Annotated in this window: 25 protein-coding genes; 19 read left to right on the plus strand and 6 right to left on the minus strand. The window is 71.3% G+C overall.

What is annotated here, in order from left to right; translation table 11 throughout:
* Positions 1 to 26 precede the first annotated feature (26 nt).
* Positions 27 to 752 carry an RNA polymerase-binding protein DksA gene (gene dksA, locus FJ694_RS00100; protein WP_232539844.1) on the minus strand — a complete coding sequence of 242 codons (726 nt, stop codon included), beginning with the start codon at positions 750 to 752 and terminating at the stop codon, positions 27 to 29.
* 4 nt (positions 753 to 756) lie between these two features.
* The gene (locus FJ694_RS00105; RefSeq protein WP_157263396.1) at positions 757 to 1,806 is read right to left on the minus strand and encodes a CobW family GTP-binding protein; all 1,050 of its coding nucleotides are present in this window, start codon (positions 1,804 to 1,806) and stop codon (positions 757 to 759) included.
* A 171-nt stretch (positions 1,807 to 1,977) separates the two neighbouring features.
* On the opposite strand from FJ694_RS00105, the gene FJ694_RS00110 reads away from it, so the two are divergent.
* From FJ694_RS00110 to FJ694_RS00140, 7 genes are all read left to right on the plus strand, one after another.
* Positions 1,978 to 2,826 carry a CorC family transporter gene (locus tag FJ694_RS00110; RefSeq protein WP_157263397.1) on the plus strand — a complete coding sequence of 283 codons (849 nt, stop codon included), beginning with the start codon at positions 1,978 to 1,980 and terminating at the stop codon, positions 2,824 to 2,826.
* Positions 2,823 to 4,352 (plus strand): apolipoprotein N-acyltransferase, encoded by a 1,530-nt coding sequence (gene lnt / locus FJ694_RS00115; RefSeq protein ID WP_232539817.1) that lies wholly within the window; start codon positions 2,823 to 2,825, stop codon positions 4,350 to 4,352. The genes FJ694_RS00110 and lnt overlap by 4 nt, the downstream gene beginning before the upstream one ends.
* Before the next feature lie 75 nt (positions 4,353 to 4,427).
* A complete protein-coding gene (gene glyQ, locus FJ694_RS00120; RefSeq protein ID WP_157263398.1) occupies positions 4,428 to 5,357 on the plus strand; it encodes a glycine--tRNA ligase subunit alpha in 930 nt (309 codons plus the stop codon).
* Between the two features lie 14 nt (positions 5,358 to 5,371).
* Positions 5,372 to 7,513, plus strand: coding sequence for a glycine--tRNA ligase subunit beta (glyS, locus tag FJ694_RS00125; protein ID WP_157263399.1), 2,142 nt, complete (start codon positions 5,372 to 5,374; stop codon positions 7,511 to 7,513).
* Positions 7,510 to 8,115, plus strand: a complete 606-nt coding sequence (gmhB, locus tag FJ694_RS00130) for a D-glycero-beta-D-manno-heptose 1,7-bisphosphate 7-phosphatase (protein ID WP_157263400.1) — start codon at positions 7,510 to 7,512, stop codon at positions 8,113 to 8,115. The genes glyS and gmhB overlap by 4 nt, the downstream gene beginning before the upstream one ends.
* 1 nt (position 8,116) lies before the next feature.
* Positions 8,117 to 8,902: a lysophospholipid acyltransferase family protein gene (locus FJ694_RS00135; RefSeq protein WP_157263401.1), complete on the plus strand. Its 786-nt coding sequence runs from the start codon at positions 8,117 to 8,119 to the stop codon at positions 8,900 to 8,902.
* A gap of 1 nt (position 8,903) precedes the next feature.
* Complete coding sequence (locus FJ694_RS00140; RefSeq protein ID WP_157263402.1) at positions 8,904 to 9,713, plus strand: M48 family metallopeptidase; 810 nt, start codon at positions 8,904 to 8,906, stop codon at positions 9,711 to 9,713.
* Between the two features lie 258 nt (positions 9,714 to 9,971).
* Here the strand turns inward: FJ694_RS00140 and FJ694_RS00145 are convergent, their stop codons facing one another.
* The gene (locus FJ694_RS00145) at positions 9,972 to 11,045 is read right to left on the minus strand and encodes an MBL fold metallo-hydrolase (protein WP_157263403.1); all 1,074 of its coding nucleotides are present in this window, start codon (positions 11,043 to 11,045) and stop codon (positions 9,972 to 9,974) included.
* A 66-nt stretch (positions 11,046 to 11,111) separates the two neighbouring features.
* On the opposite strand from FJ694_RS00145, the gene FJ694_RS00150 reads away from it, so the two are divergent.
* The 4 genes from FJ694_RS00150 to FJ694_RS00165 all read left to right on the plus strand — a co-directional run bounded on the left by FJ694_RS00150 (position 11,112) and on the right by FJ694_RS00165 (position 15,039).
* Positions 11,112 to 11,567, plus strand: coding sequence for a PaaI family thioesterase (locus tag FJ694_RS00150; protein ID WP_157263404.1), 456 nt, complete (start codon positions 11,112 to 11,114; stop codon positions 11,565 to 11,567).
* A gap of 68 nt (positions 11,568 to 11,635) precedes the next feature.
* Positions 11,636 to 12,382, plus strand: coding sequence for a carbonate dehydratase (gene can / locus FJ694_RS00155; RefSeq protein WP_157263405.1), 747 nt, complete (start codon positions 11,636 to 11,638; stop codon positions 12,380 to 12,382).
* A 47-nt stretch (positions 12,383 to 12,429) separates the two neighbouring features.
* Positions 12,430 to 14,283, plus strand: coding sequence for a bifunctional isocitrate dehydrogenase kinase/phosphatase (gene aceK, locus FJ694_RS00160; RefSeq protein ID WP_157263406.1), 1,854 nt, complete (start codon positions 12,430 to 12,432; stop codon positions 14,281 to 14,283).
* A 93-nt stretch (positions 14,284 to 14,376) separates the two neighbouring features.
* Entirely contained in the window at positions 14,377 to 15,039 is a 663-nt protein-coding gene (locus tag FJ694_RS00165; RefSeq protein ID WP_157263407.1) for an SDR family oxidoreductase, read from the plus strand.
* Positions 15,040 to 15,116: 77 nt separating this feature from the next.
* Here the strand turns inward: FJ694_RS00165 and FJ694_RS00170 are convergent, their stop codons facing one another.
* Positions 15,117 to 15,746 (minus strand): hypothetical protein, encoded by a 630-nt coding sequence (locus FJ694_RS00170; protein WP_157263408.1) that lies wholly within the window; start codon positions 15,744 to 15,746, stop codon positions 15,117 to 15,119.
* Positions 15,747 to 15,869: 123 nt separating this feature from the next.
* Between FJ694_RS00170 and FJ694_RS00175 the strand changes: the two genes are divergently transcribed.
* From FJ694_RS00175 to FJ694_RS00205, 7 genes are all read left to right on the plus strand, one after another.
* Positions 15,870 to 16,307, plus strand: coding sequence for a rhodanese-like domain-containing protein (locus FJ694_RS00175; RefSeq protein WP_157263409.1), 438 nt, complete (start codon positions 15,870 to 15,872; stop codon positions 16,305 to 16,307).
* Positions 16,304 to 17,494: a dienelactone hydrolase family protein gene (locus FJ694_RS00180; RefSeq protein WP_157263410.1), complete on the plus strand. Its 1,191-nt coding sequence runs from the start codon at positions 16,304 to 16,306 to the stop codon at positions 17,492 to 17,494. The genes FJ694_RS00175 and FJ694_RS00180 overlap by 4 nt, the downstream gene beginning before the upstream one ends.
* A gap of 113 nt (positions 17,495 to 17,607) precedes the next feature.
* Positions 17,608 to 18,105, plus strand: a complete 498-nt coding sequence (locus FJ694_RS00185) for a YbaK/EbsC family protein (RefSeq protein WP_157263411.1) — start codon at positions 17,608 to 17,610, stop codon at positions 18,103 to 18,105.
* Positions 18,102 to 18,359, plus strand: coding sequence for a DUF1289 domain-containing protein (locus FJ694_RS00190; RefSeq protein WP_157263412.1), 258 nt, complete (start codon positions 18,102 to 18,104; stop codon positions 18,357 to 18,359). Before FJ694_RS00185 ends, FJ694_RS00190 begins: the two co-directional genes overlap by 4 nt.
* 1 nt (position 18,360) lies before the next feature.
* Entirely contained in the window at positions 18,361 to 19,005 is a 645-nt protein-coding gene (locus FJ694_RS00195; protein ID WP_157263413.1) for a 2-hydroxychromene-2-carboxylate isomerase, read from the plus strand.
* A gap of 95 nt (positions 19,006 to 19,100) precedes the next feature.
* On the plus strand, positions 19,101 to 20,936 hold the full coding sequence (locus FJ694_RS00200; RefSeq protein ID WP_157263414.1) for a DUF294 nucleotidyltransferase-like domain-containing protein: 1,836 nt from the start codon (positions 19,101 to 19,103) through the stop codon (positions 20,934 to 20,936).
* Positions 20,933 to 21,604 (plus strand): 3'-5' exonuclease, encoded by a 672-nt coding sequence (locus FJ694_RS00205; protein ID WP_259373139.1) that lies wholly within the window; start codon positions 20,933 to 20,935, stop codon positions 21,602 to 21,604. The genes FJ694_RS00200 and FJ694_RS00205 overlap by 4 nt, the downstream gene beginning before the upstream one ends.
* 95 nt (positions 21,605 to 21,699) lie before the next feature.
* On the opposite strand, the gene ahpF is transcribed toward FJ694_RS00205, so the two are convergent.
* Positions 21,700 to 23,271: an alkyl hydroperoxide reductase subunit F gene (ahpF, locus tag FJ694_RS00210; protein ID WP_157263415.1), complete on the minus strand. Its 1,572-nt coding sequence runs from the start codon at positions 23,269 to 23,271 to the stop codon at positions 21,700 to 21,702.
* 215 nt (positions 23,272 to 23,486) lie between these two features.
* Positions 23,487 to 24,050 carry an alkyl hydroperoxide reductase subunit C gene (gene ahpC / locus FJ694_RS00215; RefSeq protein ID WP_157263416.1) on the minus strand — a complete coding sequence of 188 codons (564 nt, stop codon included), beginning with the start codon at positions 24,048 to 24,050 and terminating at the stop codon, positions 23,487 to 23,489.
* Positions 24,051 to 24,346: 296 nt separating this feature from the next.
* Between ahpC and FJ694_RS00220 the strand changes: the two genes are divergently transcribed.
* Positions 24,347 to 25,636 carry an extracellular catalytic domain type 1 short-chain-length polyhydroxyalkanoate depolymerase gene (locus FJ694_RS00220; RefSeq protein WP_157263417.1) on the plus strand — a complete coding sequence of 430 codons (1,290 nt, stop codon included), beginning with the start codon at positions 24,347 to 24,349 and terminating at the stop codon, positions 25,634 to 25,636.
* Positions 25,637 to 25,657: the final 21 nt, after the last annotated feature.

Here is a 25,657-nt window from a genome sequence, read left to right on the forward strand (position 1 = left end):
TGCTGGGTCGAGTGGACGCGGCGCCGTCAGTCGCCGAACATCTTCTGCTTGAGCTCGCGGCGCTGCTGCGCTTCGAGCGACAGCGTGGCCGTCGGGCGCGCCAGCAGCCGGCCCAGGCCGATGGGCTCGCCGGTCTCGTCGCAGTAGCCGTAGTCGCCGGCGTCGATGCGCGCCAGCGACTGCGAGATCTTCTTGAGCAGCTTGCGCTCGCGGTCGCGCGTGCGCAGCTCCAGCGCGTGCTCCTCCTCGATCGTGGCGCGGTCGGCCGGATCGGGGACGATGGAGGTGTCCTCGCGCAGGTGCTCGGTGGTCTCGCCGGCGTTGGACAGCAGGTCGTCCTTGAGCGCCGACAGCCGCGTGCGGAAGAACTCCAGCTGCTTGTCGTTCATGTACTCGCTGTCGGGCATGGCGAGCAGCTCTTCTTCGGTCAGCTCGCGGCCCGACTTGGTCTTCCAGGCGTTGGCGAGCTTGGGGTCCGCCTTGACGGGTTGCTTGAGGGATTCCATGGCGGGTTCGGGATAGGTTCTGGCGGCGGGTTGGGGAGAAGGCGAGAAGCGCTCGGCGAAGCGGCTGGAGGCGGCGGATGAGGCCGCCACGGCGGCGGCGCCGGATTCGATCGCAGGGGAGGTGCCGGCGGCTGCCGCGCTCTTGACCGGGGTCTTGCTCACTTCGCTCTCCTCGAATCGACGGCACGCCCTGCGGCGGGCAGGTGCGCAAGGCGCGCGGCATTGTAGCCAGCGCCTTGCTTGCAGCTGCTTACACCAGGCATTGCTCCAGGCCTTGCAGCAGGATGTCGCGCGGCAGGTCCACGCCGATGAACACCATCTTGCTCTGCTTCTTCTCGCCCGGCGCCCATTTCGGGCCCAGGTCGCTGCCCATCATCTGGTGCACGCCCTGGAACACGACCTTGCGGTCGCTGCCCTTCATGTAGAGCACGCCCTTGTAGCGCAGCATCTTGGGGCCGTAGACCTGCACGATCGCGCCGAGGAAGTCTTCGAGCTTGGCCGGGTTGAAGGCCTTGTCCGCCCGGAACACGAAGGACTTGACGTCGTCGTCGTGATGGTGGTGGTGCGGATGGTCGCAGTGCTCGCCGTGCTCGTGGTCGTGGTCGTGGTCGTGGTGATGGGCGTGAGCGTGGCCGGTGTCGTTGAGGAACTCCGGGTCGATCTCGAGCTTGGTGTTGAGGTTGAAGCCCTTGAGGTCGAAGACCTCGCTGATGGGCACCTCGCCGAAGTGCACCCGGCGCTGCGGCGCGCGCGGGTTCATGTGCTTGATGCGGTGCGACAGCGCCTCGACCTCTTCAGGCGCGACCAGGTCGGACTTGCTGATGAAAATCTGGTCGGCGAAGCCGACCTGGCGGCGCGCTTCCTGGCGGGTGTCGAGCTGGCCGTTGGCGTGCTTGGCGTCCACCAGCGTCAGGATCGAGTCGAGCAGGAAGCTCTCGGCGATCTCGTCGTCCATGAAGAAGGTCTGGGCCACGGGGCCGGGGTCGGCCAGGCCGGTGGTCTCGATCACGACGCGGTCGAAGCTGAGCTCGCCGCGGCGCTTCTTGGCCGCCAGCACCGACAGCGTGGAGCGCAGGTCCTCGCGGATGGTGCAGCACACGCAGCCGTTGGACAGCTGCACGATCTGTTCCTCGGTGTCGGCCACCAGGATCTCGTTGTCGATGTTCTCCTCGCCGAACTCGTTCTCGATCACGGCGATCTTCTGCCCGTGACTCTCGCTGAGGACACGCTTGAGCAGCGTCGTCTTGCCGCTGCCGAGGAAGCCGGTGAGGATGGTGGCGGGAATCAATCCGTTGGACATGGGAATGTGGGCTGCTGTCCGGCCCATGAGCCGGGGGGGCGGTTGAGGGCGACGGACTGTCATGCAAGCTCCGTGCCCTGTCAAGCCGATCGGGTATTCTTGGCCCCCTTGCCACTTGCGACACCCGCCGTGTCAGAGCCGCCTCAATCCGTCAAGTCCCCCTCTGGCAGGATGCCGCGCCTGCCGGCCGAGAAACGCAGCCTGTTCGAGCGGCTGGTGGAGTTCATCTCGCCGGGGCCCGATTCCAAGGCCGAGCTGATGGAGACGCTGGCCGACGCCGAGCAGCGCGAACTCATCGAGCCGGAGTCGCGCCTGATGCTCGAAGGCGTGCTGCGCATGGCCGACATGAGCGCCGGCGACGTGATGGTGGCCGCGCCGCGCATGGACCTGCTCGACATCGAGTCGCCCTACGAGGAGCTTCTGGAGCAGGTCATCGCCGCGGGGCACTCGCGCTTCCCGGTGTTCGACGACCGGCGCGACAACATTATCGGCATCCTCATGGCCAAGGACCTGCTCAAGCTGCAGCGCGCCCCGGAGCTGAGCCTGCGCACGCTGCTGCGCCCGGCCGTGTTCGTGCCCGAGAGCAAGCGGCTCAACGAGCTGCTGCGCGACTTCCGCAGCAACCGCAACCACCTGGCCATCGTCATCGACGAGTTCGGCAACACCGCCGGGCTGATCACGATCGAGGACGTGCTGGAGCAGATCGTCGGCGAGATCGAGGACGAGTTCGACGACAAGGACGTCGAGAGCGCCGTCTACACGCTGGCCGACGGCAGCTACCGCGTGGCCGGCGACGCCGAGATCGACGCCGTCAACGAGGCCTTCGCCGCGGCGCTGCCGCGCGAGGACTTCGACACCATCGGCGGGCTGGTGGCGCACGAGATGGGCCACGTGCCGCGCCGCGGCGAGGCGGTGGAGATCGGCGCGCTGCGCTTCACGGTCATGCTCACGCGCGGCGGCGCGGTGCGCTGGTTCAAGGTGACGCGCACCGCCCCCGGCGCCGACGCGCCCGCATCTTGACTGCCGCTGCCTGGATCCGCCGGCTGGAGCCGTTGCTGCTGGCGGCGCTGGGGGCGCTGCATTCGCTGATCTTCGTGCACACGGCGGCCTGGCCGCTGCAGCTGCTGTGCGTGGCGCTGCTGGCCTGGCGGGTGCAGGCGGCGCCGCCGCGGCGCGCGGCGCTGCTGGGCTGGGCCTTCGGCAGCGCCTGGGTGGGCGCGGGCACCTGGTGGCTGTTCGTGAGCATGCACCGCTACGGCGGGCTGCCCGCGCCGCTGGCCATGGCCGCGGTGGCGGCGCTGGCGCTGGCGATGGGGGCGTACCTGGGCGTGGCCATGGGGCTGTACGCGCGGCTGCGGCGCGGCCGCGGCGTGCTGCCCGACGCGCTGCTGTGGGCGGCGCTGTGGCTGCTGGCGGAGATCGCGCGCGGGACGCTGTTCACGGGCTTCCCGTGGCTGGCCAGCGGCTACGCGCAGGTGGACGCGCCGCTGGCGGTGCTTGCGCCCTGGGTCGGCGTCTACGGCATCGGCGCGGCGCTGGCGCTGCTGTCGGCGCTGCCGGCGGTGGCCGCGCGCATGGGCGCGCGCGCGCTGGGCCTGTCGCTGGCCGGCGTGGCGGCCGTGCTGGGGCTGGCCGCGGCGCTGGGGCCGGCGGCCTTCACGCTGGGCCACGGCACGCTGCGCGTGAGCCTGGTGCAGAGCAACGTGGCGCAGGACGAGAAATTCGCCGTCGAGCACCTGCCTGGCGCGCTGCAGTGGCTGCGCCAGGCGCTGGACGCGGCCCAGGGCGACCTGGTGGTCGCGCCCGAGACCGCCATCCCGTTGCTGCCGCAGCAGTTGCAGGAATTCGACCCGAATTACTGGCCCGCGCTGCGCGAGCGCTTCGAGCACTCGCCGCAGGCCGCGCTCATCGGCGTGCCGCTGGGCGACTTCGAGCAGGGCTACGCCAACTCGGTGCTGGGGCTGTCCTCGCACACCGCCGACCGCGACCCCTACCGCTACGACAAGGTCCACCTGGTGCCCTTCGGCGAGTTCATCCCGACGGGGTTCCGCTGGTTCACGCGGCTGATGGAGATCCCGCTGGGCGACTTCGAGCGCGGGCCGCTGAACGCGCCGTCCTTCGTCGCGCTGGGCCAGCGCCTGGCGCCTAACATCTGCTACGAGGACCTGTTCGGCGAGGAGCTGGCGCAGCGCTTCGGGGAGCCCGCGCACGCGCCCACGGTGTTCGTCAACGTCAGCAACATCGGCTGGTTCGGCCAGACGGTGGCGCTGCCGCAGCACCTCAACATCAGCCGCATGCGCACGCTGGAGTTCCAGATCCCGATGCTGCGGGCCACCAACACCGGCGTGACGGCGGTCGTCGACGAGCAGGGGAAGGTGACGGCGCAGCTGCCGTCCTTCACCCGCGGCACGCTCGACGCCGTGGTGCAGGCGCGCGAGGGCGTCACGCCCTTCGCCTGGTGGGCCGCGCGCGCCGGGCTGTGGCCGCTGCTGCTGGCGGCGCTGGCCACCATCGCGCTGGTGCTGCTGCGCGTGCGCCGCGCCTGAGACTTGACGCCGGCCCGGGGAGAGGGCCCGGGCGCCACCCTAAAATCAAGGGTTTATGTCCGGAACTTCCACCTCATGGCCACGCTGAGCTTCCAGCAAATCATCCTTCGCCTGCAGGAGTACTGGGGCGCCCAGGGCTGCGCGCTGCTGCAGCCCTACGACATGGAGGTGGGCGCGGGCACCAGCCACACCGCCACCTTCCTGCGCGCGCTCGGCCCCGAGCCCTGGAAGGCCGGCTACGTGCAGCCCAGCCGCCGCCCCAAGGACGGGCGCTACGGCGACAACCCGAACCGGCTGCAGCACTACTACCAGTACCAGGTCGTGCTCAAGCCCGCGCCGGCCAACATCCTGGAGCTGTACCTGGGCTCGCTGGAGGCGCTCGGCTTCGACCTGAAGAAGAACGACATCCGCTTCGTCGAGGACGACTGGGAGAACCCCACGCTGGGCGCCTGGGGCCTGGGCTGGGAGGTGTGGCTCAACGGCATGGAGGTGACGCAGTTCACCTACTTCCAGCAGGTCGGCGGCATCGACTGCAAGCCCATCACCGGCGAGATCACCTACGGCCTGGAGCGGCTGGCGATGTACCTGCAGGGCGTGGAGAACGTCTACGACCTGGAGTACACCGAGGGGCTCAAGTACGGCGACGTGTTCCACCAGAACGAGGTCGAGCAGAGCACCTACAACTTCGAGCACTCCGACGTGGAGTTCCTGCTCACGGCCTTCGGCGCGCACGAGAAGCAGGCGCAGCACCTGGTGGCGCAGCAGCTGGCGCTGCCGGCCTACGAGCAGGTGCTCAAGGCCGCGCACACCTTCAATTTGCTCGACGCGCGCGGCGCCATCAGCGTGACCGAGCGCGCGGCCTACATCGGCCGCATCCGCAACCTCGCGCGCTCGGTGGCGGCGAGCTACCTGGACAGCCGCGCGCGCCTGGGCTTCCCCATGGCACCCAAGGCCTGGGCCGACGAGGTGTCGGCACAACTCGAACTGAAGAAGAAGGCGGCGTGATGGCGGCTTCGGACATGAATACCAAGAACCTGCTGGTCGAGCTCTTCGTCGAGGAGCTGCCGCCCAAGGCGCTGAAGAACCTGGGCGAGGCTTTCACGCAAGGGCTGCTCAAGGGCCTGCAGGCCGCCGGCCTGGCCGGCGCGGACGCGGTGGCGACGCCCTTTGCCTCGCCGCGCCGCCTGGCCGCGCACGTCACCGCCGTGGCCGCGCAAGCCGCCGACCGCGAGCAGCTCGTGAAGCTGATGCCCGTGGCCGTGGCGCTCGATGCCGAGGGCCAGCCCACGCCGGCGCTGCTCAAGAAGCTCGGCGCGCTGGGCGCCGACGCCTCGGTGCTGCCGCAACTGCAGCGCCGCCCCGACGGCAAGGCCGAGGCGCTGTTCCTGCAGAGCACGCTGCGCGGCGCCGCGCTGGCCGAAGGGCTGCAGAAGGCGCTCGACGACACGCTGGCAAAGCTGCCCATTCCGAAGGTCATGAGCTACCAGCTCGCCGACGGCTGGAGCAGCGTGAACTTCGTGCGCCCGGCGCATGCGCTGGTGGCGCTGCACGGCGCCGACGTGGTGCCGGTGCAGGCGCTGGGCCTGCAGGCCGGGCGCGCCACGCACGGCCACCGCTTCGAGGCCGCGGCCGACCCGGTGCAGCTGCGCGACGCCGACGGCTACGCGCCGCAGCTGCAGGAGGAGGGCGCCGTCATCGCCAGCTTCGCGGACCGCCGTGCCGACATCGCGCGCCAGCTGCAGGAGGCTGCCGCGCGCGAGGGCCTGCAGCCCATCGAGGACGAGGCGCTGCTCGACGAGGTCACGGCGCTGGTGGAGCGGCCCAACGTGCTGACCTGCCAGTTCGAGAAGGAATTCCTCGAAGTGCCGCAGGAGTGCCTCATCCTGACGATGAAGGCCAACCAGAAGTACTTCCCGCTGCTCGACGCCGCCGGCCGGCTGACCCACCGCTTCCTGGTGGTCAGCAACATCCGCCCGGACGACGCCAGCGCCGTGGTGCAGGGCAACGAGCGCGTGGTGCGCCCGCGCCTGGCCGACGCCAAGTTCTTCTTCGACCAGGACCGCAAGAAGACGCTGGCCTCGCGCGTGCCCGCGCTGGCCAAGGTGGTCTACCACGGCAAGCTCGGCACGCAGGGCCAGCGCGCCGAGCGCGTGCAGGCCATCGGCCACGCCATCGTCAACCAGCTGCGCCTGGCCACGGTGCCGTACACGGTCGAGGCCAAGGACGAGTTCGACGTGCTCGACAGCAAGGTGCGAGAGGCCGCGCTGCTGGCCAAGACCGACCTGGTCACGGACATGGTGGGCGAGTTCCCGGAGCTGCAGGGGATCATGGGCGGCTACTACGCGCGCCACGAGGGCCTGCGCGACGGCGTGGCCATCGCCATCGAGGACCACTACAAGCCGCGCTTCGCCGGCGACGTGCTGCCGCGCAACCACACCGGCACGGTGCTGGCGCTGGCCGACAAGCTGGAGACGCTGGTGGGCCTCTTCGGCATCGGCCAGCTGCCCACCGGCGACAAGGACCCGTTCGCGCTGCGCCGCCACGCGCTGGGCGTGATCCGGCTGCTCGTCGAGAAGAACCTGCCGCTGGCGCTGCCGGAGCTGCTGGCGCAGGCGGTGCCGCCCTTCGGCGAGCTGGTCACGAACCCCGTGGCGCCGCTGCAGGACTTCATGTTCGACCGCCTGGCGGTGTCCCTGCGCGAGCAGGGCTACAGCGCGCAGGAAGTGGACGCGGTGCTGGCGCTGCGCCCCGAGCGCCTGGGCCAGGTGCCCAAGCGGCTGGCGGCGGTGCGCGCCTTCTCCGGGCTGCCCGAAGCCGCCGCGCTGGCCGCGGCCAACAAGCGCATCGCCAACATCCTGAAGAAGTCGGCCGAGCCGGCGCCGGCCGCAGTCAACGCCGAGCTGCTGCGCGAGCCCGCGGAACAGGCGCTGGCCAGCCAGCTGCGCGCCGTCCAGCCGGGTGCCGACAGCCTGTTCGAGCAGGGCGAGTACACCGCGTCGCTGCAGGCGCTGGCCGCGCTCAAGGCGCCGGTGGACGCGTTCTTCGACCACGTCATGGTCAACGCCGAGGACGCGGCGCTGCGCGCCAACCGGCTGGCGCTGCTGTCGGCACTGCACGCGGCCATGAACCGCGTGGCCGACCTGTCGCGGCTGGCGCAATGAACCCCATCCCGAAACTCGTCATCCTCGGTCGCGACGGCATCCTCAACCAGTACCGCGACGACCACGTCAAGGAGCCTTCGGAGTGGGTGCCGGTGCCCGGCGCGCTGGAGGCCGTGGCGCGGCTCAACCATGCCGGCTGGCACGCGGTGGTGGCCACCAACCAGGCCGGCATCGGGCGCGGGATGATCGACATGGCCTCGCTCAATGCCGTGCACGCGCACATGATGAAGACGCTGGTGGCCAACGGCGCGCGGGTGGACGCGGTGTTCCTGTGCCCGCACACGCCCGAGGACCGCTGCGACTGCCGCAAGCCGCTGCCCGGGCTGATGCTCGACATCGGCCGCCGCTACGGCGCGGACCTGACGCAGGTGCCGCTGGTGGGCGACACCGCGCGCGACATGCTCGCCGCGCGCGCCGCGGGCTGCCAGCCGCACCTGCTGCGCAGCGGCCGCGGCGCGTCGCTCGACGAGGCGCAGCTGCAGCAGCTCGCCGCCCAGGTGCCCGGGCTGATGGTGCACGCCGACCTCTCGGCCTTTGCCGACTACCTGCTCGAGCGCGAGCGCCCCGAGCGCTTCGGCGCCGAAGTCGAAGGAGGCCGCTGACATGGGCCGTCTGCTGTCCATCGTGCGCTCGGCGCTGTACCTCGTCTTCCTGGCCGTGACCGTCATCCCGTGGGCGCTGGCGGTGATGCTGGTGTCGATCTTCCGGCGCGGCGACCCGGTGTACTGGATGTGCGCGGGCTGGCTGCGCCTGGCCATCTGGGGCGCGCGCATCATCTGCGGCGTGCGCTGGCGCGTGCAGGGCCTGCAGCACCTGCCCCAGGGCAAGACCGAGGCGGTGCTGCTGGCGGCCAAGCACCAGTCCACCTGGGAAACCTTCGCGTTTCCCGCGCTGATGCCGCACCCGCTGGCCTACGTGTTCAAGCGCGAGCTGCTCTACATCCCGTTCTTCGGCTGGGCCATGGCGCGGCTGGACATGATCCACATCGACCGCGCCAAGCGCACCGAGGCCTGGAACAAGGTTGCCTCGCAGGGCCGCAAGTTCATGGCGCGCGGCACCTGGGTGATCATGTTCCCCGAGGGCACGCGCACGCCGCGCGGCGAGCAGGCGCGCTACCAGAGCGGCGCGGCGCGCCTGGCGCTGGCAGCGGGCGTGCCGCTGGTGCCCATTGCCGTGACCTCGGCGCGCTGCTGGCCGCGCAAGAGCTGGCTGCTCAAGCCGGGCGTGATCGACATCTCCATCGGCGCGCCCATCGCCGTGCAGGGCCGCAGCCCCGACTCGCTCACGCGCGAGGTGGAGGGCTGGATCGAGGCCGAGATGCGCCGCCTCGATCCCGAGGCCTACGCCGCGGCCGAGCCGCGGCAGCCCGCCGCCACCGCGCAGTCCTGAGTTGAGCCCGCGCGCGCCGCGTTCCCACGACGACGCCGCCGCCGCGCCGGCCCGGGCGCGCGACGCCGAGGCCTCCACCCCGGCGCTGTGGCGCCATCCCGAGGCGCGGCATGCCGTGGCGCTGCCGGGCGCGGAGGTGGCCTACGCGCTCAAGCGCAGCAGCCGGCGCAGCATCGGGCTGGTGGTCGATGCGCAGGGCCTGCGCGTGGCCGCGCCGCGCGCGGCCACCCTGGCGCAGGTGGAGCAGGTGCTGCGCACCAAGGCGGCGTGGATCCTGCGCCACCTCGCCGCGCAGCAGGACCAGGCGCTGCGCCGCCGCGCCGCGCAGCCGGTGTGGGGACCGCAGGCGACGCTGCCCTGGCTGGGCGGGACGTTGCGGCTGCAACCGGATGCGATCGACTGGCGGCTCGACGTCGAGGCCGCGCTGCTGCACATGCCGCTGGCCGCCGACGCGCCGCCGGCGCAGTGGGCCGCCGCGCTGCGCGGCTGGGTGCAGGCGCGGGCGCTGGAGCTGTTCCGCCAGCGCCTGTCGCTGTACGCGCCGCGCCTGGGCGTGCGCCCGACGCGGCTGTCGCTGTCGGCCGCGGCCACGCGCTGGGGCAGCGCCAGCGCCGGCGGCGCGATCCGGCTCAACTGGCGCCTGGCGCACCTGGCGCTGCCGCTCATCGACTACGTGGTCGTGCACGAGCTGGCGCACCTGCGCGAAATGAACCACAGCACCGCCTTCTGGGCTCACGTGCGCGCCGTGCTGCCCGACTTCGCCCAGCGCCGCGCCGCGCTGCGCGCCGCGGTGCTGCCGCTGCTGGAGTGAGAAAGCCTGGCGGCGGCGCGCGCAAGCCGGGCCGCACGGGGCGCTTGCAATAGCGCAGAAACGTGGCGTTCAGCACACGGCATCCCCCTCTTGGGGGGAGCGGGGATGCGGGGGTGGGCCCAGACTGGCGGCTCGCTGTCCATGACGGCGTGCACCGAGGGAGGAGGCCGCGTCCGACGGCGAGGGCGGTGCACCGGCAGGGCCTGTCCGCATGTGCGGGCAGGCCCTTCTTTTTTGCCCGCGTTGCCGTCGCCGCCGTCAGGCGGCCCCGGGCAGGGCGAAGCGCCACACGCCGTCGTCGCCGAGGCGGCGCTCAAGCCGGCCGCCGTGCCACAGCGCGTGCAGGTGCGCGATGACCTCGCCCAGGGCGAAGGTGGTCTGGTGCAGGTCCATCGGGCGGCGGAACAGCACCGGCAGCAGCGCCGCGGCATGCAGCGGCTCGCGCGCGCAGGCGTCGAGCACTTCCTGCAGCCGCGCCGCATGGTGCTCGCGCAACTGCTGCACGCGCGCCCCGATGCCCGTGAAGGGCTTGCCGTGCGAGGGCAGCACGAGCGTGTCGCCGGGCAGCTGCGCCAGGCGCTCCAGCGAGGCCAGGTACAGCGGCAGCGGGTCGGCCTCGGGCTCGAGGTCGACGACGCTGACGTTGGTGGAGATGCGCGGCAGCAGCATGTCGCCGGAGATCAGCACGCCCAGCGCCGGGCAGTGCAGGCTGATGTGCTCGGGCGCGTGGCCGTGGCCGGCGATGCAGTGCCACTCGTGGCCGCCGACGAGCAGGCGCTGCCCGTCGATCAGGCGCCGGAACTGCGCCGGCACCTCCCGCACCATGCTGGCGTAGAAGTTGCCGCGCTGGCGCACCTCGTCCAGCGCGGTCGCATCCGACAGGCCGTGGCAGTGGAAGAACTCGGCCGCGGCCTCGCCGCCGTGGCCCGTGGTGCTGCGGCTGCCCTGGCAGGCCGCGAGGTAGTCGGTGGCGCTGATCCACAGCCGGCAGTCCCAGCGCGCGGTGAGCCACTGCGCCAGGCCAATGTGGTCGGGGTGCATGTGCGTGACCACCACGCGCAGCAGCGGCAGGCCGTCGAGGGCGTGCTCGAAGAGCTGCTCCCAGGCCGCGCGCGTGGCGTCGTTGGCGATGCCGGTGTCCACCACCGTCCAGCCCTCGACGCCGTCGATGCGGTCGCGCAGCAGCCAGAGGTTGACGTGGTCCAGCGCGAAGGGCAGCTCCATGCGCACCCAGCGCACGCCCGGGGCGATGTCGAGGGTGCGTCCGGTGGCGGGAAGCTGCTCGCCCAGCGGGTAGTGCAGCGCTTGTGCTTGTTCCTGCGAATGGCTCATGCGCGGGCAGTGTAGCGAGGCCCCCCTAGAATCCGGGGACTGCCGCCGAGTACCCGGAGAGGATTGATGAGCTTCGTTCCCGCAGATCCCGGCTACGCGCAGCGCGTGCGCGAGAGCTTCGCGCGCCAGGGCGCCATGCGCACGCTCGGAGCCTCGCTCGACGTGGTGTCGCCCGGGCACGTGGTCATCGTGCTGCGCCACAAGGCCGAGCTGTCGCAGCAGCACGGCTTCATGCACGCGGGCATGCTCACCGCGGCGCTGGACTCGGCCTGCGGCTTCGCCGCGTTCTCGCTCATGCCCGCCGATGCCTCGGTGCTGTCGGTGGAGTTCAAGGTCAACCTGCTTGCGCCCGCGCAGGGGCCGTGGCTGCGCTGCGAGGGCCGCGTCATCAAGGCCGGGCGCACCATCAGCGTCGTCGAAGGGCGCGCGCTGCAGCACGACGGCGGCGGCCCGGAAAGGCTCGTGGCCACCATGACCGCCACCATGATGACCGTGCAGGGCCGCCCCGACGTGCGCGGCTGAGGCGAGCCGCCTCTCCCGGCCGCATCCGCGCGTCCTGCATCCCGTTACCGAAGCAACCACACCCCGCCATGCCCAACAACGACCTGCAGGACCTTTTCGAGCGCAACCAGCAATGGGCTGAAAGCACCGAGACGCGCGAACCCGGCTTCTTCTCGCGGCTGCTCAAGCAGCAGACGCCGCAGTACCTGTGGATCGGCTGCGCCGACTCCCGCGTGCCTGCCAACGAGCTGGTCGGGCTGCTGCCGGGCGAGCTGTTCGTGCACCGCAACGTCGCCAACGTGGTGGCGCACTCGGACCTGAACTGCCTGTCGGTGCTGCAGTTCGCCGTGGACGCGCTGCGGGTGCAGCACGTCATCGTCGTGGGCCACTCCAACTGCGGCGGCGTCAAGGCCGCGCTGCACGACCTGCGCGTGGGCCTGGTGGACAACTGGCTGCGCCACGTGCAGGACGTGCGCGACAAGCACCGCGAGTGGCTCTTCGGCATCGCGCCGGAGCTGCGCACCGACGCGCTGTGCGAGCTCAACGTGCTGGAGCAGGCGCTCAACGTGTGCCAGACCACGGTGGTCAAGGACGCCTGGCTGCGCGGCCAGGGCGTGGTGGTGCACGGCTGGGTGTACGGGCTGCACAACGGGCTGCTGCAGGACCTGGCCATGACCGTCGGCGGCCCCGACGACATCGCGCCGGCCTACGAGCAGGCGCTGCACTCGCTCAAGCAGCGCGTGGCGGTGCTGGAGGAGAAGCTGCTGGCCGGGTCGGGGAGCGAGCCCGCGCCGGCCCCCGCGCCCGAGGCCGTGGCCCCGCCGTCCGGGGCCTGAGCCGCACGGCGGCCGTCCGGCCCGCGCCGCGAGGAGGAGACACGACGATGCTGAACAACCCGCAGCGCTTTCCCCGGGTGCTCGACGACAGCCGCGCCTATGCCATTGCCGGCGCGCTGCTGGAGGGCTTCAACCGCCACTACCGGCTCTTTCGCGAGACCAGCGCCGCGGCGCGGCAGCGCTTCGAGCAGGCCGACTGGCACGGCCAGCAGCGCGCGCAGCGCGAGCGCATCGAGTTCTACGACATGCGCGTGGACGAGGCGGTGGAGCGGCTGCAGACGCAGTTCCAGGCGTCGAGCCTGCCCATGGACACCTGGCAGCAGATCAAGCTGCACTACATCGGGCTGCTGACCAACCATCACCAGCCCGAGCTGGCCGAGACCTTCTTCAACTCGGTCACGACCAAGATCCTGCACCGCAACTACTTCCACAACGACTTCATCTTCGTGCGCCCGGCGGTCTCGACCGAGTACATCGAGAACGACGAGCCCGCGGCGGCGCCGACCTACCGCGCCTACTACCCGACGCCGGCGACGCTGCGCGAGACGCTGGAGCGGATCGTGCGGCACTTCGGGCTGCAGCTGCCCTTCGAAGACCTCGGCCGCGACCTCGACGACGTGCTGGAGGCGCTGCGCCGCCAGCTGGGCGACACGCGCTGGCGCACCAACTTCCAGATCCAGGTGCTGTCGTCGATGTTCTTCCGCAACAAGGGCGGCTACATCGTGGGCAAGATCGTCAACGGCTTCCACGAGACGCCCTTCGTGCTGCCGGTGCTGCATGCGCAGGAGGGGCGCACGCTGATGATCGACGCGGCGCTCTTCGGCGAGGAGGAGCTGCTGCTGCTGTTCAGCTTCGCGCGCGCGTACTTCATGGTGGACATGGAGATTCCCGCAGCCTGGGTGCAGTTCCTGCGCAGCCTCATGCCGCGCAAGCCGCGCTCGGAGATCTACAGCGCCATCGGGCTGCAGAAGCAGGGCAAGAACCTGTTCTACCGCGACTTCCTCTACCACCTGCGCCACTCGACGGACAAGTTCCGCATCGCGCCGGGCATCAAGGGCATGGTGATGCTGGTGTTCGACCTGCCGAGCTTTCCCTTCGTGTTCAAGTGCATCAAGGACTTCTTCCCCTCGCCGAAGGAGACCACGCGCGAGCTGGTGCAGGCCAAGTACCAGCTGGTGAAGACGCACGACCGTGTCGGGCGCATGGCCGACACGCTGGAGTACTCCAACGTGGCCTTCCCGCGCATGCGCTTCGATGACGCGCTGGTGCAGGAGCTGCGGCACTTCTGCCCCAGCCTGGTGGAGATCTCCGACCGCGACGGCGACGGGCAGGTGGAGGTGATCCTCAAGCACGTCTACATCGAGCGCCGCATGATCCCGCTCAACATCTACCTGCAGGAGGCCACGGCCGAGCAGATCGAGCATGCCGTGATCGAGTACGGCAACGCCATCAAGGACCTGGTGGCGGCCAACATCTTCCCCGGCGACATGCTGTGGAAGAACTTCGGCGTCACGCGCCACGGCAAGGTGGTGTTCTACGACTACGACGAGATCGAGTACATCACCGACTGCAACTTCCGCCGTGTGCCCGAGCCGCGCAACGAGGAAGAGGAGATGTCGGGCGAGATCTGGTACCACGTCGGCCCCAAGGACGTGTTCCCCGAGACCTTCGCGCCTTTCCTGCTGGGCAACGCCAGCGTGCGCGAGGTGTTCATGAAGCACCACGCCGAGCTGCTCGACGCCGGCTTCTGGAACGCGCACAAGCAGCGCATCCAGGCCGGGCACGTGCACGACGTCTTTCCCTACGACCCGCACAAGCGCTTCGTGCACCAGCGCGCGGCGCGGGCCGCGGCGGCCGCTGCCGAAGCCGCCACTGAATCCGGCATCCCGGCAGCTTCCTGAAGGCGCGCGCGGCCGGCGTCGCGATTGCCCCTGGATTCCGACGCCGGCGGCGTGGTGCCGGGCCGGCTGCGGACACGGCAGGGGGAGCATTCCATGAAAGTCCTGGTGATCGGCGCCTCGCGCGGCATCGGCCTGGAGTTCGTGCGCCAGTACCGCGCGGCGGGCGCGCAGGTCTGGGCCACGGCGCGCGGCGAGGCATTGCAGGCGGTGCAGGCGCTGGGCGCCACGGCCTTCGAGCTGGACGTGGCGGACGCGGCCAGCGCCTCGTCCCTGAGCTGGCGGCTGGACGGGCTGGAGATGGACGTGGCGATCTACTGTCCCGGCCTCATCGGCCCGGCCAGCGCCGGGCTGGAGCCGCCATCGCAGGCCGACTTCGACGCGGTGATGCACGTCAACGTGCTGGGCGCCATGCGGCTGCTGCCGGTAATGGCCGAGGTGCTGGCGCCGGGCGCGCGGCTGGCCGTGCTGTCCTCGCAGATGGGCTCCATCGGCGCTCGCAATTCATCCGGGCGCTGGCTCTACCGCGCCTCCAAGGCGGCGCTGAACTCGGTGCTGAAGGACGCGGCGCTGGCGCTGCAGGGCCGTGCGCTGTGCGTGGCGCTGCACCCGGGCTGGGTACAGACCGACATGGGTGGGCCCGGCGCGGCGCTGACGGTGGAGGACAGCGTGGCGGCGCTGCGGCAGGTACTTGCCGGGCTGACGGCGCGGCAGCACGGAGGCTTCTTCGACTACCGGGGTCAACCCATTGCCTGGTAAACGTGAAACAGGCCGCCCTGGAAAGGACGGCCTGCGGGTGTCAGGGGGCTGAACCGCGTGGCGCCTTTGGCTGCGCTTCAGCGCGGCGCCACCGGCAGGTAGCGTTGGTCGGAATAGGTCATGAGCCACTGCGGGCGCCAGGCCACGAAGATGGCGCACAGCATGCCGGTGAGCACGGCGTCGCTCCAGGCCACCAGCCAGCGCCCGGTGAGCACGGCGGCGACGTCGCTGCCCGCGGGCAGCGGATGCGCCAGCAGCCACAGCCCGCCCGTGAACGCCATGGCCAGCAGCGTGGCGCCGAAGCCGCGCGCCAGGATGTAGACCATCAGGTGCTGCGGCAGCCAGCGCCGCGTCAGCAGCCCCACGCCCAGCGCCAGCGTGGCCGGCAGCACGCCGTTCCACACCGCCTGGTGCAGCGCGGCGGCGGCGCCGCCGGCGTCGATCAGCGCGGTGCCGATGGCCACCGGCACGCAACTCAACACCGCCAGCGGCCAGCCGAACATCAGCACCAGCAGCGCCACGCACGACAGTTGCAGCGGCGGCCCGCCCGGCAGCACGCCCTGCATCGACCAGACCCAGGGCATGAGCACCAGCGCGCCGAGCCAAGGGTTGCGCAGGTCAGCGGCGCGCAGCGTGGCCCAGGGCTTGAAGCACAGGGCCACGCCGCAGGCGGTGAGCAGGGCGAGAAGTTCAAGCAGCATGCGCATGGTCAGCATCCATCGTGCCCAAATTCCGGTGCAGTCTCCTTTGCCCAGCGCAAGGGAAGGCGCGGATTCGGGTTCATATGGACCATGCTTACGGTGTGAAGAGGGAAACCCAGGAGGAGAGCCATGAAGAAGACCGCTCAACAGCTGGTGGAGGAAGCGCTGGCGTCGATCGAGACCTGCACGCTGGCCGAGGCGCTGGCGCTGCACGGGCGCGAGGACGTGCAGTTCATCGACCTGCGCGACATCCGCGAGCTCGAACGCGAGGGCACCGTCCCCGGTGCCTTCAATGCCCCGCGCGGCATGCTGGAGTTCTGGGCCGACCCGCAAAGCCCGTACCACAAGCCGGTGTTCGCCTCGGGCAAGCGGCTGCTGCTGTTCTGCGCCATGGGCTGGCGCTCGGCGCTGGCCACGCGCACGCTGCAGGAGATGGGCTTCGACAACGTCGCCCACATCGACGGCGGCTTCAAGGCCTGGAAGGAGGGCGGCGGGCCGGTGGCGGCGCTGGCGCCGCGCAAGGCGCCGGGTGGCGAGCCGCCGGCCGCGGCCGGCCGCGCGGCTTGAGCACCGGGCGGTTCCCGGTCCCGAAGCGGCGTGCCGCCCGGGCCCTGGCGGGCCTGGCCCTGGCGTTCGTGCTGGGGCCAGCGGCCGCGGCCCCGGCCGTGGCCGTGGAGCCGGCGCTGGGCGAGAGCGTCGAGCTGGTGCGCTCGCTGCGGCTGCTGCCGGTCGGAGAGGGCCTGGAGACCACCGTGTTCCGGCCCGCCGGCCCGGGGCCGTTCCCGGTGGCCGTGGTCAACCACGGCAAGGCCCCGGGCAACAACCAGCAGCAGCCGCGCTACCGGCCGCTGCTGCTGGTGCGCGAGCTGCTGCAGCGCGGCTACGCCGTGGTGCTGCCCATGCGCCAGGGCTTTGCCGGCTCCGGCGGCAGCGTGGTGGGCAACTCCTGCAACACGGCCGCCGCCGGCGACGCGCAGGCCCTGGACCTGGACGCCGTGACGCAATGGCTGCAGCAGCAGCCCTGGGCCGACACGCAGCGCATGGTGATGCTGGGCCAGTCGCACGGCGGGCTGGCCACGCTGGCCTACGCGCAGCAGCCGCATCCGGGCTACCGGCTGTTCGTCAACTTCGCCGGCGGCCTGCGCGGCAGCGATGCCAACGGCTGCGACTGGCGCGAGGGCATGGTGCAGGCCTTCCGCCGCTACGGCGCCGCCACGCGCGGCGCCTCGCTGTGGTTCTACGGCGCCAGCGACAGCTACTTCCCCCCGGCGCTGGCCAGCGCCGCGCATGCCGCCTACCGCAGCGCCGGCGGCGCGGCGCAGCTGGTGAGCTACGAGCTGCCGGGCCGCGACGCGCACGGGCTGCTCAACCATCCCGAGGGCGTGTCGGTCTGGCTGCCGCCGCTGCTGCAGGCGCTGGCGGCGGCGCAGCTGCCGGTGGACGTGGTGCTGCCGCAGTACGCCAGCGCGGGCAAGGCGGCCGTGCCGCCGCCCAGCGGCTTTGCCGCGCTGCACGACGTGGAGCGGCTGCCGCACCTGCGCGACACCGGGCGCGCGGGCTACCGCGTGTTCCTGGACAAGCCGCCCCCGCGCGCCTTCGCGCTGTCGGCCGGCGGCGCCTGGGGCTGGGCCCAGGGCGGCGACGACGCGCCGGGCCGCGCGCTGGCGAACTGTGCCCGCGTGCAGCGCGGCGAGTGCACGCTCTACGCCGTGGACGACGCGGTGGTCTGGCCCGTGCCGACGGACGCGCCCTGAGCACGGAAGCGGCCCCGCACCCGCCCGCCCCTGCGCGCCGGGCGGGTGCAGGGCGGCCGCTATAGTCGCCGCGCGCCGTCCACCGCGGCGGCGGTTTCGAGGAAGAAGAAGACATGGACGACGATCTCCAGCAGCGCCCGGAAGGCTTCATCCGCGTGGCGCGGGCCCTGGCGGCGCAGGGCCATCCGCACGCGCCGCGCTACCTGGACACCGCAGCGCGCACCGCGCAGGAGGCGGCCGACGCGCTGGGCGTGTCGGTGGGCCAGATCGCCAAGAGCGTGATCTTCAAGCTCCGCGCCGACGCGCCGCGTGCCGTCCTCGTCGTCACCTCGGGCGACCGGCGCGTGGACGAGAAGAAGGTGGCGGCGCTGGTCGGGCCGGTGGGCCGCGCCGACGCCGACTTCGTCAAGGCGCAGACGGGGTTTTCGATCGGCGGCGTCTCGCCGGTGGCGCATGCGAACCCGCCGCTGACGCTCATCGACCGGGACCTGTTCCGCTTCGACGAGATCTGGGCCGCCGCCGGGCATCCCAACGGCGTGTTCCGGCTCAGCCCGCGCGAGCTCGAAGCGCTCACCGGCGCGCCGGTGGCCGACGTGGTGCAGCTGCCGTGAAGGCGCCGCCCGCACCGCCCTGCGGCGACACGCCCGCCAGCCCGCCCGCGCGCGTGTCCTCGCCCTGCACCGGCGTGTGCCGCATGGACGCCAGCACCGGCTGGTGCCTGGGTTGCGCCCGCACCATCGACGAGATCGCCGCCTGGTCCACGCTCGACGACGCGGCCCGGCATGCCGTGTGGCTGCAGCTGCCGCCGCGCCAGGCCCGGCTGAAAACCCTGCACGGCGCGCTGCCCGCGCCACGGAAGCCGTGACATGAAGACCCTGGACTTCTGGTTCGACGCCGTCTCGCCCTACGCCTACCTGGCCTTCGAGCGGCTGCCGCAGGCGCTCGAAGGCTGCTCGTACCGCGTGCGCTACCGCCCGCTGCTGTTCGGGGCGCTGCTGAACCACTGGGGACAGCTCGGCCCGGCCGAGTTCGAGCCCAAGCGGGCCTGGACCATGCGCCAGGTACACTGGCTGGCGCACGAGGCCGGCATCGAGCTGGCGCTGCCGGCGCAACATCCCTTCAATCCGCTGGCGCTGCAGCGCCTGGCGCTGGCCTGCGGCGAGACGGCGGACGCCCTGCCCAGTCGCCGCGTGGTGGAGGCGCTGTTCCACCACGTCTGGCGCGGCGGCGGGGCGGATGCCAACGACCCGGCGCGGCTGCAGGCCCTCGAGCGCGAGCTCGCCCCCGCGCTGGACCCGCGCAGCGACACCGTGAAGGCGCGGCTGCGCGAGCACACCGACGAAGCCATCGCGCTGGGCATCTTCGGCGTGCCCACCATCGCCTGCGAGGGCCGGCTGTTCTGGGGCCTGGACGCGCTGCCGATGCTCAGGGCCGCGCTGCAGGGCGACCCGTGGTTCGACGGGCCGTGGCAGGAGGCGGCGCGGCCGCGGCCGGGCGTGAAGCGGCGCTGAGCCCGGCCCCGGGCGCGCCGGCCCGCCGGTCACCGCGCACCGGGCACGCGCTGCATCAAGTTCGCGTCAGGCACCGGTGCTCACAATGTCCGGTCATGCCTACCGCCTTCAATTTCGACGCCTCGCCCTTCGACTGCCTCGACACCGAGGAGCGGCAGCTCGTGCGCGACAGCGTGGACATCGCCTACTTCCGCGCCGGCGAGGCGATGCTGGAGCCCGGCATCGAGCCGGGCTACCTGTTCGTGCTGATCAAGGGCCACGTGCAGCAGTTCGACGAGGACCAGCAGGTGCTCGCCACCTACGGGCCCGACGACACCTTCGACGGCCGCGCGCTCGTGGCCGGGCGCGTCACCAGCCGCTTCGTGGCGCAGGAGGAGGTGCTGGCCTACCAGCTGGCGCGCCGCGCCGTCAACGAGCTCATCGCGCGCAACGCCACCTTCGGCGCGCTGCTGTTCTCCGACCTCTCCAACAAGCTCTCGGCGCTGTCGCAGCGGCGCAGCCAGCACGAGATGCAGTCGCTGACCATGGCGCGCGTCGCCGACAACGGCGTGCGCCCGGCGCAGATCGTCGCGGCCGACACCTCCATCGTCGAGGTGGCGCGCGTATTCCAGCAGCACAAGGTGTCGAGCGTGCTGGTGCGCGACGACGGCGGCGAGGCGCCGCGGCTGGGCATCTTCACCACCACCGGGCTGCAGCGCGCCATCCTCGACGGCACGCCGCTGGAGCAGCTGCCGGTGGGGCGGCTGGCCACCTTCTCGCTGGTGTGCGTCAAGCCCAGCGACCCGGTGGGCGAGGCGCTGGCGCTGATGCTGCGCCACAACCTGCACCGCGTGGTGGTGCGCGACGAGGACGGCACGGTGCACGGCGTGCTGGAGGCGCTGGAGGTGTTCAGCTTCCTCTCCAACCACTCCTACCTGGTGGGCGTGCAGATCGCGCAGGCGCGCGACCTGGCGGCGCTGAAGGAGGCCTCGCAGCAGATCACGCGGCTCATCGCCATCCTGCACCGCGGCGGCACGCGCGTGGGCATGATCGCGCGGCTGGTGCGGGAGCTCAACGCCAAGCTGTTCGAGCGCGCCTGGCAGCTCATCGCGCCGCGCGAGCTGGTGGCCAACAGCTGCCTGTTCGTCATGGGCAGCGAGGGCCGCGGCGAGCAGCTGCTCAAGACCGACCAGGACAACGGCCTGGTGCTGCGCGACGGCTACGAGCCCCCGCCCGACCTGGAGGACATCTGCGCGCGCTTCACGCAGGCGCTCATCGACTTCGGCTACCCGCCGTGCCCGGGCAACATCATGGTCAGCAACCCGGCATGGCGCCAGCCGCAGGCGGCCTTCGCCGAGACCGTGCGGCGCTGGATGCTCATGCCCACGGCCGACAGCCTCATGGCGCTGGCCATCTTCGTGGACGCGCATGCCGTGTCCGGCGATCCGGCGTTGCTGGAGGCGCTGCGCGAGGAGGTGTTCGCGCTGGCCGCCGACAGTGACGCCTTCAAGGCGCGCTTTGCCGCGGCCATCACGCTCTTCGACGAGCACAGCGGCTGGTGGAACCGGCTGCTGACGCTGGGCGAGCAGGACCCGCAGCGGCTGGACCTGAAGAAGGCCGGCATCTTCCCGCTGGTGCACGGCGTGCGCAGCCTGGCGCTGGACAAGCGCGTGCGCGAATGCGGCACGGTCGAGCGCGTGCAGGCGCTGGTGGCCGCCGGCCACATGGCGCCCGAGATCGGCAGCGACGTGGTGCAGAGCCTGCAGTTCTTCATGGGACTCAAGCTCAAGGCCGGGCTGCAGGAGCTGGAGCTCGGCCGCGACGTGACCGGCGCGGTGCACACCTCGCAGCTCAACAGCCTGGACCGCGACCTGCTCAAGGACACGCTGGGCGTGGTCAAGCGCTTCAAGGCCACGCTGCGGCTGCGCTATCACCTGGACGCACTGCATTGAAGTCCACCGTCAACCTTCTCGGCCCCCTGGCCGGCCCCTGGGAGAAGCTCAAGAAGGGCTGGCTGCTCTACCACCTGGCCAACGACAACTTCCGCTTCATGTTCGAGCCGCCGCCGCCCGACGAGTGGGTGGCGCTGGACTGCGAGACGACGGGGCTGGACCGCCGGCGCGACGAGATCATCTCCATCGGCGCGGTGCGCATCGTGGGCAGCCGCGTGCTCACCAGCGAGCGCCTGGAGCTGATCGTGCGCCCGGAAAAGCGCACCATCTCCTCCGAGGCGGTGAAGGTGCACCGGCTGCGCGAGCAGGACGTGGCGCAGGGGCTGCAGCCGGAGGAGGCCATGGCCCGGCTGCTGCGCTTCATCGGCAGCCGCCCGCTGGTGGGCTACTACCTGGAGTTCGACGTGGCCATGCTCAACCGCGTCGTCTGGCCGATGCTGGGCCTGCGGCTGCCGCAGCCCAAGATCGAGGTCTCGGCCCTGTTCTACGAGTGGAAGAACCGCCGGCTGCCCGCGCACGAGCGCGGCAACCGCAACGTGGACCTGAGCTTCGCCGCCGTCATGGGCGAGCTGGAACTGCCGCTGCGCGAGGCGCACGACGCCATGAACGACGCGGTGATGGCGGCGCTGGCCTTCGTGAAGCTGCGCCGGCTGCTCAGCGGCACGTAGGCACGGCAGCGAGGCCCGCTGCCTCCAGAGGAAAAAAAGCCCGCGGCAGCGGGCTTTTTCCATGGGCCGGGCCGGCAGGCCCGGCCTTGCCGGCCTCAAGCCGCCACCGGCGCCGGGCTGCGGATGAGGTGGTCGAAGGCGCTGAGCGCCGCGGCCGCGCCGGCACCGGCGGCGATGATGATCTGCTTGTACGGCACCGTGGTGCAGTCGCCTGCGGCCAGCACGCCGGGCAGGTTGGTCTGGCCCTTGGCGTCGATCACGATCTCGCCGAAGCGGCTGAGCTCGACCGTGCCCTTGAGCCACTCGGTGTTGGGTACCAGGCCGATCTGCACGAACACGCCCTCCAGCGGCACGAGGTGCTCCTCGCCCGTGGCGCGGTCCTTGTAGCGCAGCCCGCTGACCTTGCCGCCCTCGCCGGTGATCTCGGTGGTCTGGGCGTTGGTGATGATGGTGACGTTGGGCAGGCTCTGCGCCTTCTTCACCAGCACCGCGTCGGCCTTGAGCTGGTCGGCGAACTCCACCAGCGTGACGTGCGCGACGATGCCCGCCAGGTCGATGGCCGCTTCCACGCCGGAGTTGCCCCCGCCGATGACGCTCACGCGCTTGCCCTTGAACAGCGGGCCGTCGCAGTGCGGGCAGTAGGCCACGCCCTTGTTGCGGTACTCCTGCTCGCCGGGCACGCCCACGTTGCGCCAGCGCGCGCCGGTGGCCAGGATCACCGAGCGGGCCTTGAGCAGCGCGCCGTTGGCCAGCCGCACCTGCGCCAGCCCGGAGGCATCGGCCGGCAGCAGCTCTTCCACGCGCTGCGCGGCCATGATGTCCACGTCGTAGTCCTTGACGTGCTCTTCCAGGGCGAGCGCGAACTTCGGCCCTTCCGTGGCCAGCACGGAGATGTAGTTCTCGATGCCCAGGGTGTCCAGGGTCTGGCCGCCGAAGCGCTCGGCCACCACGCCGGTGCGAATGCCCTTGCGCGCGGCGTACACGGCCGCGGCCGCGCCGGCAGGGCCGCCGCCGACGATGAGCACGTCGTACGGGTCCTTGGCGTTGAACTTGGCGGCGTCGCGCGCGGCGGCGTTGGTGTCCACCTTGGCCAGGATCTCCTCCAGGCCCATGCGGCCCTGACCGAAGTGCTGGCCGTTGAGGAAGATCATCGGCACGGCCATGACCTGGCGCTCCTCGACCTCCTTCTGGAACAGCCCGCCGTCGATGGCCGTGTGCTTGATGCGCGGGTTGACGGCCGCCATCAGGTTCAGCGCCTGCACCACGTCCGGGCAGTTGTGGCAGGACAGCGACATGTAGGTCTCGAAGTGCAGGTCGGCGTCCAGCGACGCGATCTGCTCGATGAGCTCGCGCTCGACCTTGGGCGGGTAGCCGCCGACCTGCAGCAGCGCCAGCACCAGCGAGGTGAACTCGTGGCCCATGGGCAGCCCGGCGAAGCGCACGCCGATGTCGGTGCCCACGCGGCGGATCAGGAACGAGGGCTTGCGCTCGGCGTCGTCGCGGCTCTCGACCAGCGACACCTTCTCGGACTGCTCGGCCACGTCGCGCAGCAGCTCCAGCATCTCCTGCGCGCTCTTGGAGTCGTCGAGCGAGGCGACCAGCTCGATGGGTTGCGTGAGGCGTTGCAGGTAGCCCTTCAACTGGGCCTTGAGGTCGGCGTCCAACATGGCGGTGTCCTTCGGGTCGAAAAACTTCGAATTGGGATTCGTGCTTGCAGCTCGTGGCCGCATGGAAAGCGCCTGGCGAGGCGGTGCGCCGCAGGCGCTTTCCGGGAGGCCCGGGCAGGGCGCGTGCCGCCGGGGAGACGGCACGTGGGTGTTGCGCGGCGGCGCAGCCGCCGCACAGCCGGGAAGGGTGGCCGCAGGCCACCCGCTCCTGCGACTTAGATCTTCCCGACCAGGTCCAGCGACGGCTTGATCGTGTTGGCGCCTTCCTGCCACTTGGCGGGGCAGACTTCGCCCGGGTGCGAGGCCACGAACTGGGCGGCCTTGAGCTTGCGCAGCGTCTCCTTGACGTCGCGGGCGATGGCGTTGTCGTGCACTTCCATCGTCTTGATCACGCCCTGCGGGTCGATGATGAAGGTGCCGCGCAGCGCCAGGCCTTCCTCGTCGATGTGGATGTCGAAGGCGCGCGTCAGGGTGTGCGTCGGGTCGCCCACCAGCGGGAACTGCGCCTTGCCCACGGCCGGCGAGGTCTCGTGCCACACCTTGTGCGAGAAGTGGGTGTCGGTGGTGACGATGTAGACCTCGGCGCCGGCCTTCTGGAACTCGGCGTAGTTGTCGGCCGCGTCCTCGACTTCGGTCGGGCAGTTGAAGGTGAAGGCGGCCGGCATGAAGATCAGGACCGACCACTTGCCCTTCAGGTCCTCGTTGCTCACCGGCACGAACTTGCCGTTGTGGAAAGCGGTGGCCTTGAAAGGCTTGACTTCGGTGTTGATCAGGGACATTGCGTGCTTCCTGTTGGCTGGGTGGTTGAACGGAACGGGATGAATACTATAGCCATCGGCTTCTCAATTGTGAAAGTTAATCAAATGAGGCCGATTGACGCTGCCTATCACCGGGCTCGTGACCCGGCGCGGGCCCTGTCCGGCCACAGCATGGCGCGGACATCCCGTCAACCTTAGCGCAGGGGGCAAGTGCGTGCAGGCCTCGCATGCCCACGCCCTGACCCGTGTCACTGCCGCCGGTACGGGCGCGCTTCCTACGATGGGCGCCCTTTACCGACAAGCACAGGAGACAAGCCATGCGATACGCGATCAGGCGCTGGGTCGCCGCGGCGGCGCTGGCCGTGGCGGGCGGCACCGCGCTGGCGGGCACGCTCAGCAGCTTCGACGTCGGCCCGCAGGGCTACGCCGGCTCGCAGCTGCGCCGCGTGCAGGTGTACGTGCCCGACGGCCTGAGCGGCCCGGCACCCATGGTCATGGCGCTGCACGGCTGCCAGCAGACCGAGCAGGACGTGCTCAATGACTGGGGCCTGCGCGCGGCGGCCGACCGCCACGGCTTCGTGCTGGTGACGCCCTTCATCACGCGCTACGACGGGCTGCGCAACGCCAACTGCTGGGGCTTCTGGTTCGAGCAGCACCGCCACCAGGGCGCCGGCGAGGTGGAGGACCTGCGCCGCATCGGCCAGGAGGTGGAGCGGCGCTGGAGCATCGACCCGCGGCGGCGCTTCATCACCGGGCTGTCCTCGGGCGGCGCGATGACGGTGGCGGCCTCGGTGGCGCACAACGAGTACTGGGCCGCGGCGGCCAGCGCCGCGGGCCTGGGCTACGGCGAGGACGCGGCCTCGGTGTCCTTCTCGGGCTGTCCCGGCTCGGCCACCTTCCATTCGGCCGACCGGCTCGCCGCCGACATGCGCGCCGAGCGCGACAGCGCCTACCCGATCCCGCTCATGGTCCTGCAGAACCAGCGCGACTGCACCGTGCTGCTGCAGGCGGCCCACCTGCTGCGCGACGCGCAGCTCAAGCTCAACGGCGACGCGGCGCACGACACGCCGGCCGAAGCGCTGGCCGAGGACAAGGCCTGCACGCCCGTCTTCGGCAGCGACTACGGGTGCCGCCATGCGCGCTACACCGTGGACGGCCGGCCCGAGAGCCGCTCGCTGGTGGAAACCGTGATCTACGGCGGCCCCACCGCCACGCCCAACACCGCCGACACCGACCACGGCCACTACTGGATCGGCGGCGAGCAGGGCCTCGACGGCAAGTGGGCGCTGCGCCAGGGGCCGGTGTATCCGGACATCGTCTGGAGCTTCTTCGCGCGCCATCCGCGCACCGACGGCGGCACGACGCCACCCCCGCCGTCCCCGCCGCCGCCGCCCACGGGTGCGGACTGCACCGGCACCGCCGCCACGCCCATGGCGCACATCGGCGCGGCGCGGGCGGTGGCGGGCGGGTACTTCAACCTGCGCGCGCTGGCCACGGCGAACCGGCAGGACATCGGCTTCGCCTGGGACAGCTGGTCCAGCGTGCGGCTGTACCAGGTGTCGGCGGGGCAATGGCAGCCACAGCGCCCCGCGGGCTGCGGCGGCTGAGGCCGACCAGAAAAAAACACG

It is taken from the genome of Azohydromonas aeria (genome assembly GCF_009760915.1).
Classification (GTDB): Bacteria; Pseudomonadota; Gammaproteobacteria; order Burkholderiales; family Burkholderiaceae_C; genus Azohydromonas; species Azohydromonas aeria.

What these genes read in the sequence shown, in the direction of transcription:
- FJ694_RS00170 (WP_157263408.1), bottom strand. Translation starts at nt 15,746, where the DNA reads ATGCGCATGCTGCTTGAACTTCTCGCCCTGCTCACCGCCTGCGGCGTG.
- can (WP_157263405.1), top strand. Translation starts at nt 11,636, where the DNA reads ATGCCCAACAACGACCTGCAGGACCTTTTCGAGCGCAACCAGCAATGG.
- FJ694_RS00105 (WP_157263396.1), bottom strand. Translation starts at nt 1,806, where the DNA reads ATGTCCAACGGATTGATTCCCGCCACCATCCTCACCGGCTTCCTCGGC.
- gmhB (WP_157263400.1), top strand. Translation starts at nt 7,510, where the DNA reads ATGAACCCCATCCCGAAACTCGTCATCCTCGGTCGCGACGGCATCCTC.
- FJ694_RS00145 (WP_157263403.1), bottom strand. Translation starts at nt 11,045, where the DNA reads ATGAGCCATTCGCAGGAACAAGCACAAGCGCTGCACTACCCGCTGGGC.
- ahpF (WP_157263415.1), bottom strand. Translation starts at nt 23,271, where the DNA reads ATGTTGGACGCCGACCTCAAGGCCCAGTTGAAGGGCTACCTGCAACGC.
- FJ694_RS00220 (WP_157263417.1), top strand. Translation starts at nt 24,347, where the DNA reads ATGCGATACGCGATCAGGCGCTGGGTCGCCGCGGCGGCGCTGGCCGTG.
- glyQ (WP_157263398.1), top strand. Translation starts at nt 4,428, where the DNA reads ATGGCCACGCTGAGCTTCCAGCAAATCATCCTTCGCCTGCAGGAGTAC.
- FJ694_RS00175 (WP_157263409.1), top strand. Translation starts at nt 15,870, where the DNA reads ATGAAGAAGACCGCTCAACAGCTGGTGGAGGAAGCGCTGGCGTCGATC.
- FJ694_RS00195 (WP_157263413.1), top strand. Translation starts at nt 18,361, where the DNA reads ATGAAGACCCTGGACTTCTGGTTCGACGCCGTCTCGCCCTACGCCTAC.
- aceK (WP_157263406.1), top strand. Translation starts at nt 12,430, where the DNA reads ATGCTGAACAACCCGCAGCGCTTTCCCCGGGTGCTCGACGACAGCCGC.
- FJ694_RS00185 (WP_157263411.1), top strand. Translation starts at nt 17,608, where the DNA reads ATGGACGACGATCTCCAGCAGCGCCCGGAAGGCTTCATCCGCGTGGCG.
- FJ694_RS00150 (WP_157263404.1), top strand. Translation starts at nt 11,112, where the DNA reads ATGAGCTTCGTTCCCGCAGATCCCGGCTACGCGCAGCGCGTGCGCGAG.
- FJ694_RS00200 (WP_157263414.1), top strand. Translation starts at nt 19,101, where the DNA reads ATGCCTACCGCCTTCAATTTCGACGCCTCGCCCTTCGACTGCCTCGAC.
- FJ694_RS00165 (WP_157263407.1), top strand. Translation starts at nt 14,377, where the DNA reads ATGAAAGTCCTGGTGATCGGCGCCTCGCGCGGCATCGGCCTGGAGTTC.
- FJ694_RS00110 (WP_157263397.1), top strand. Translation starts at nt 1,978, where the DNA reads ATGCCGCGCCTGCCGGCCGAGAAACGCAGCCTGTTCGAGCGGCTGGTG.
- ahpC (WP_157263416.1), bottom strand. Translation starts at nt 24,050, where the DNA reads ATGTCCCTGATCAACACCGAAGTCAAGCCTTTCAAGGCCACCGCTTTC.
- glyS (WP_157263399.1), top strand. Translation starts at nt 5,372, where the DNA reads ATGAATACCAAGAACCTGCTGGTCGAGCTCTTCGTCGAGGAGCTGCCG.
- FJ694_RS00135 (WP_157263401.1), top strand. Translation starts at nt 8,117, where the DNA reads ATGGGCCGTCTGCTGTCCATCGTGCGCTCGGCGCTGTACCTCGTCTTC.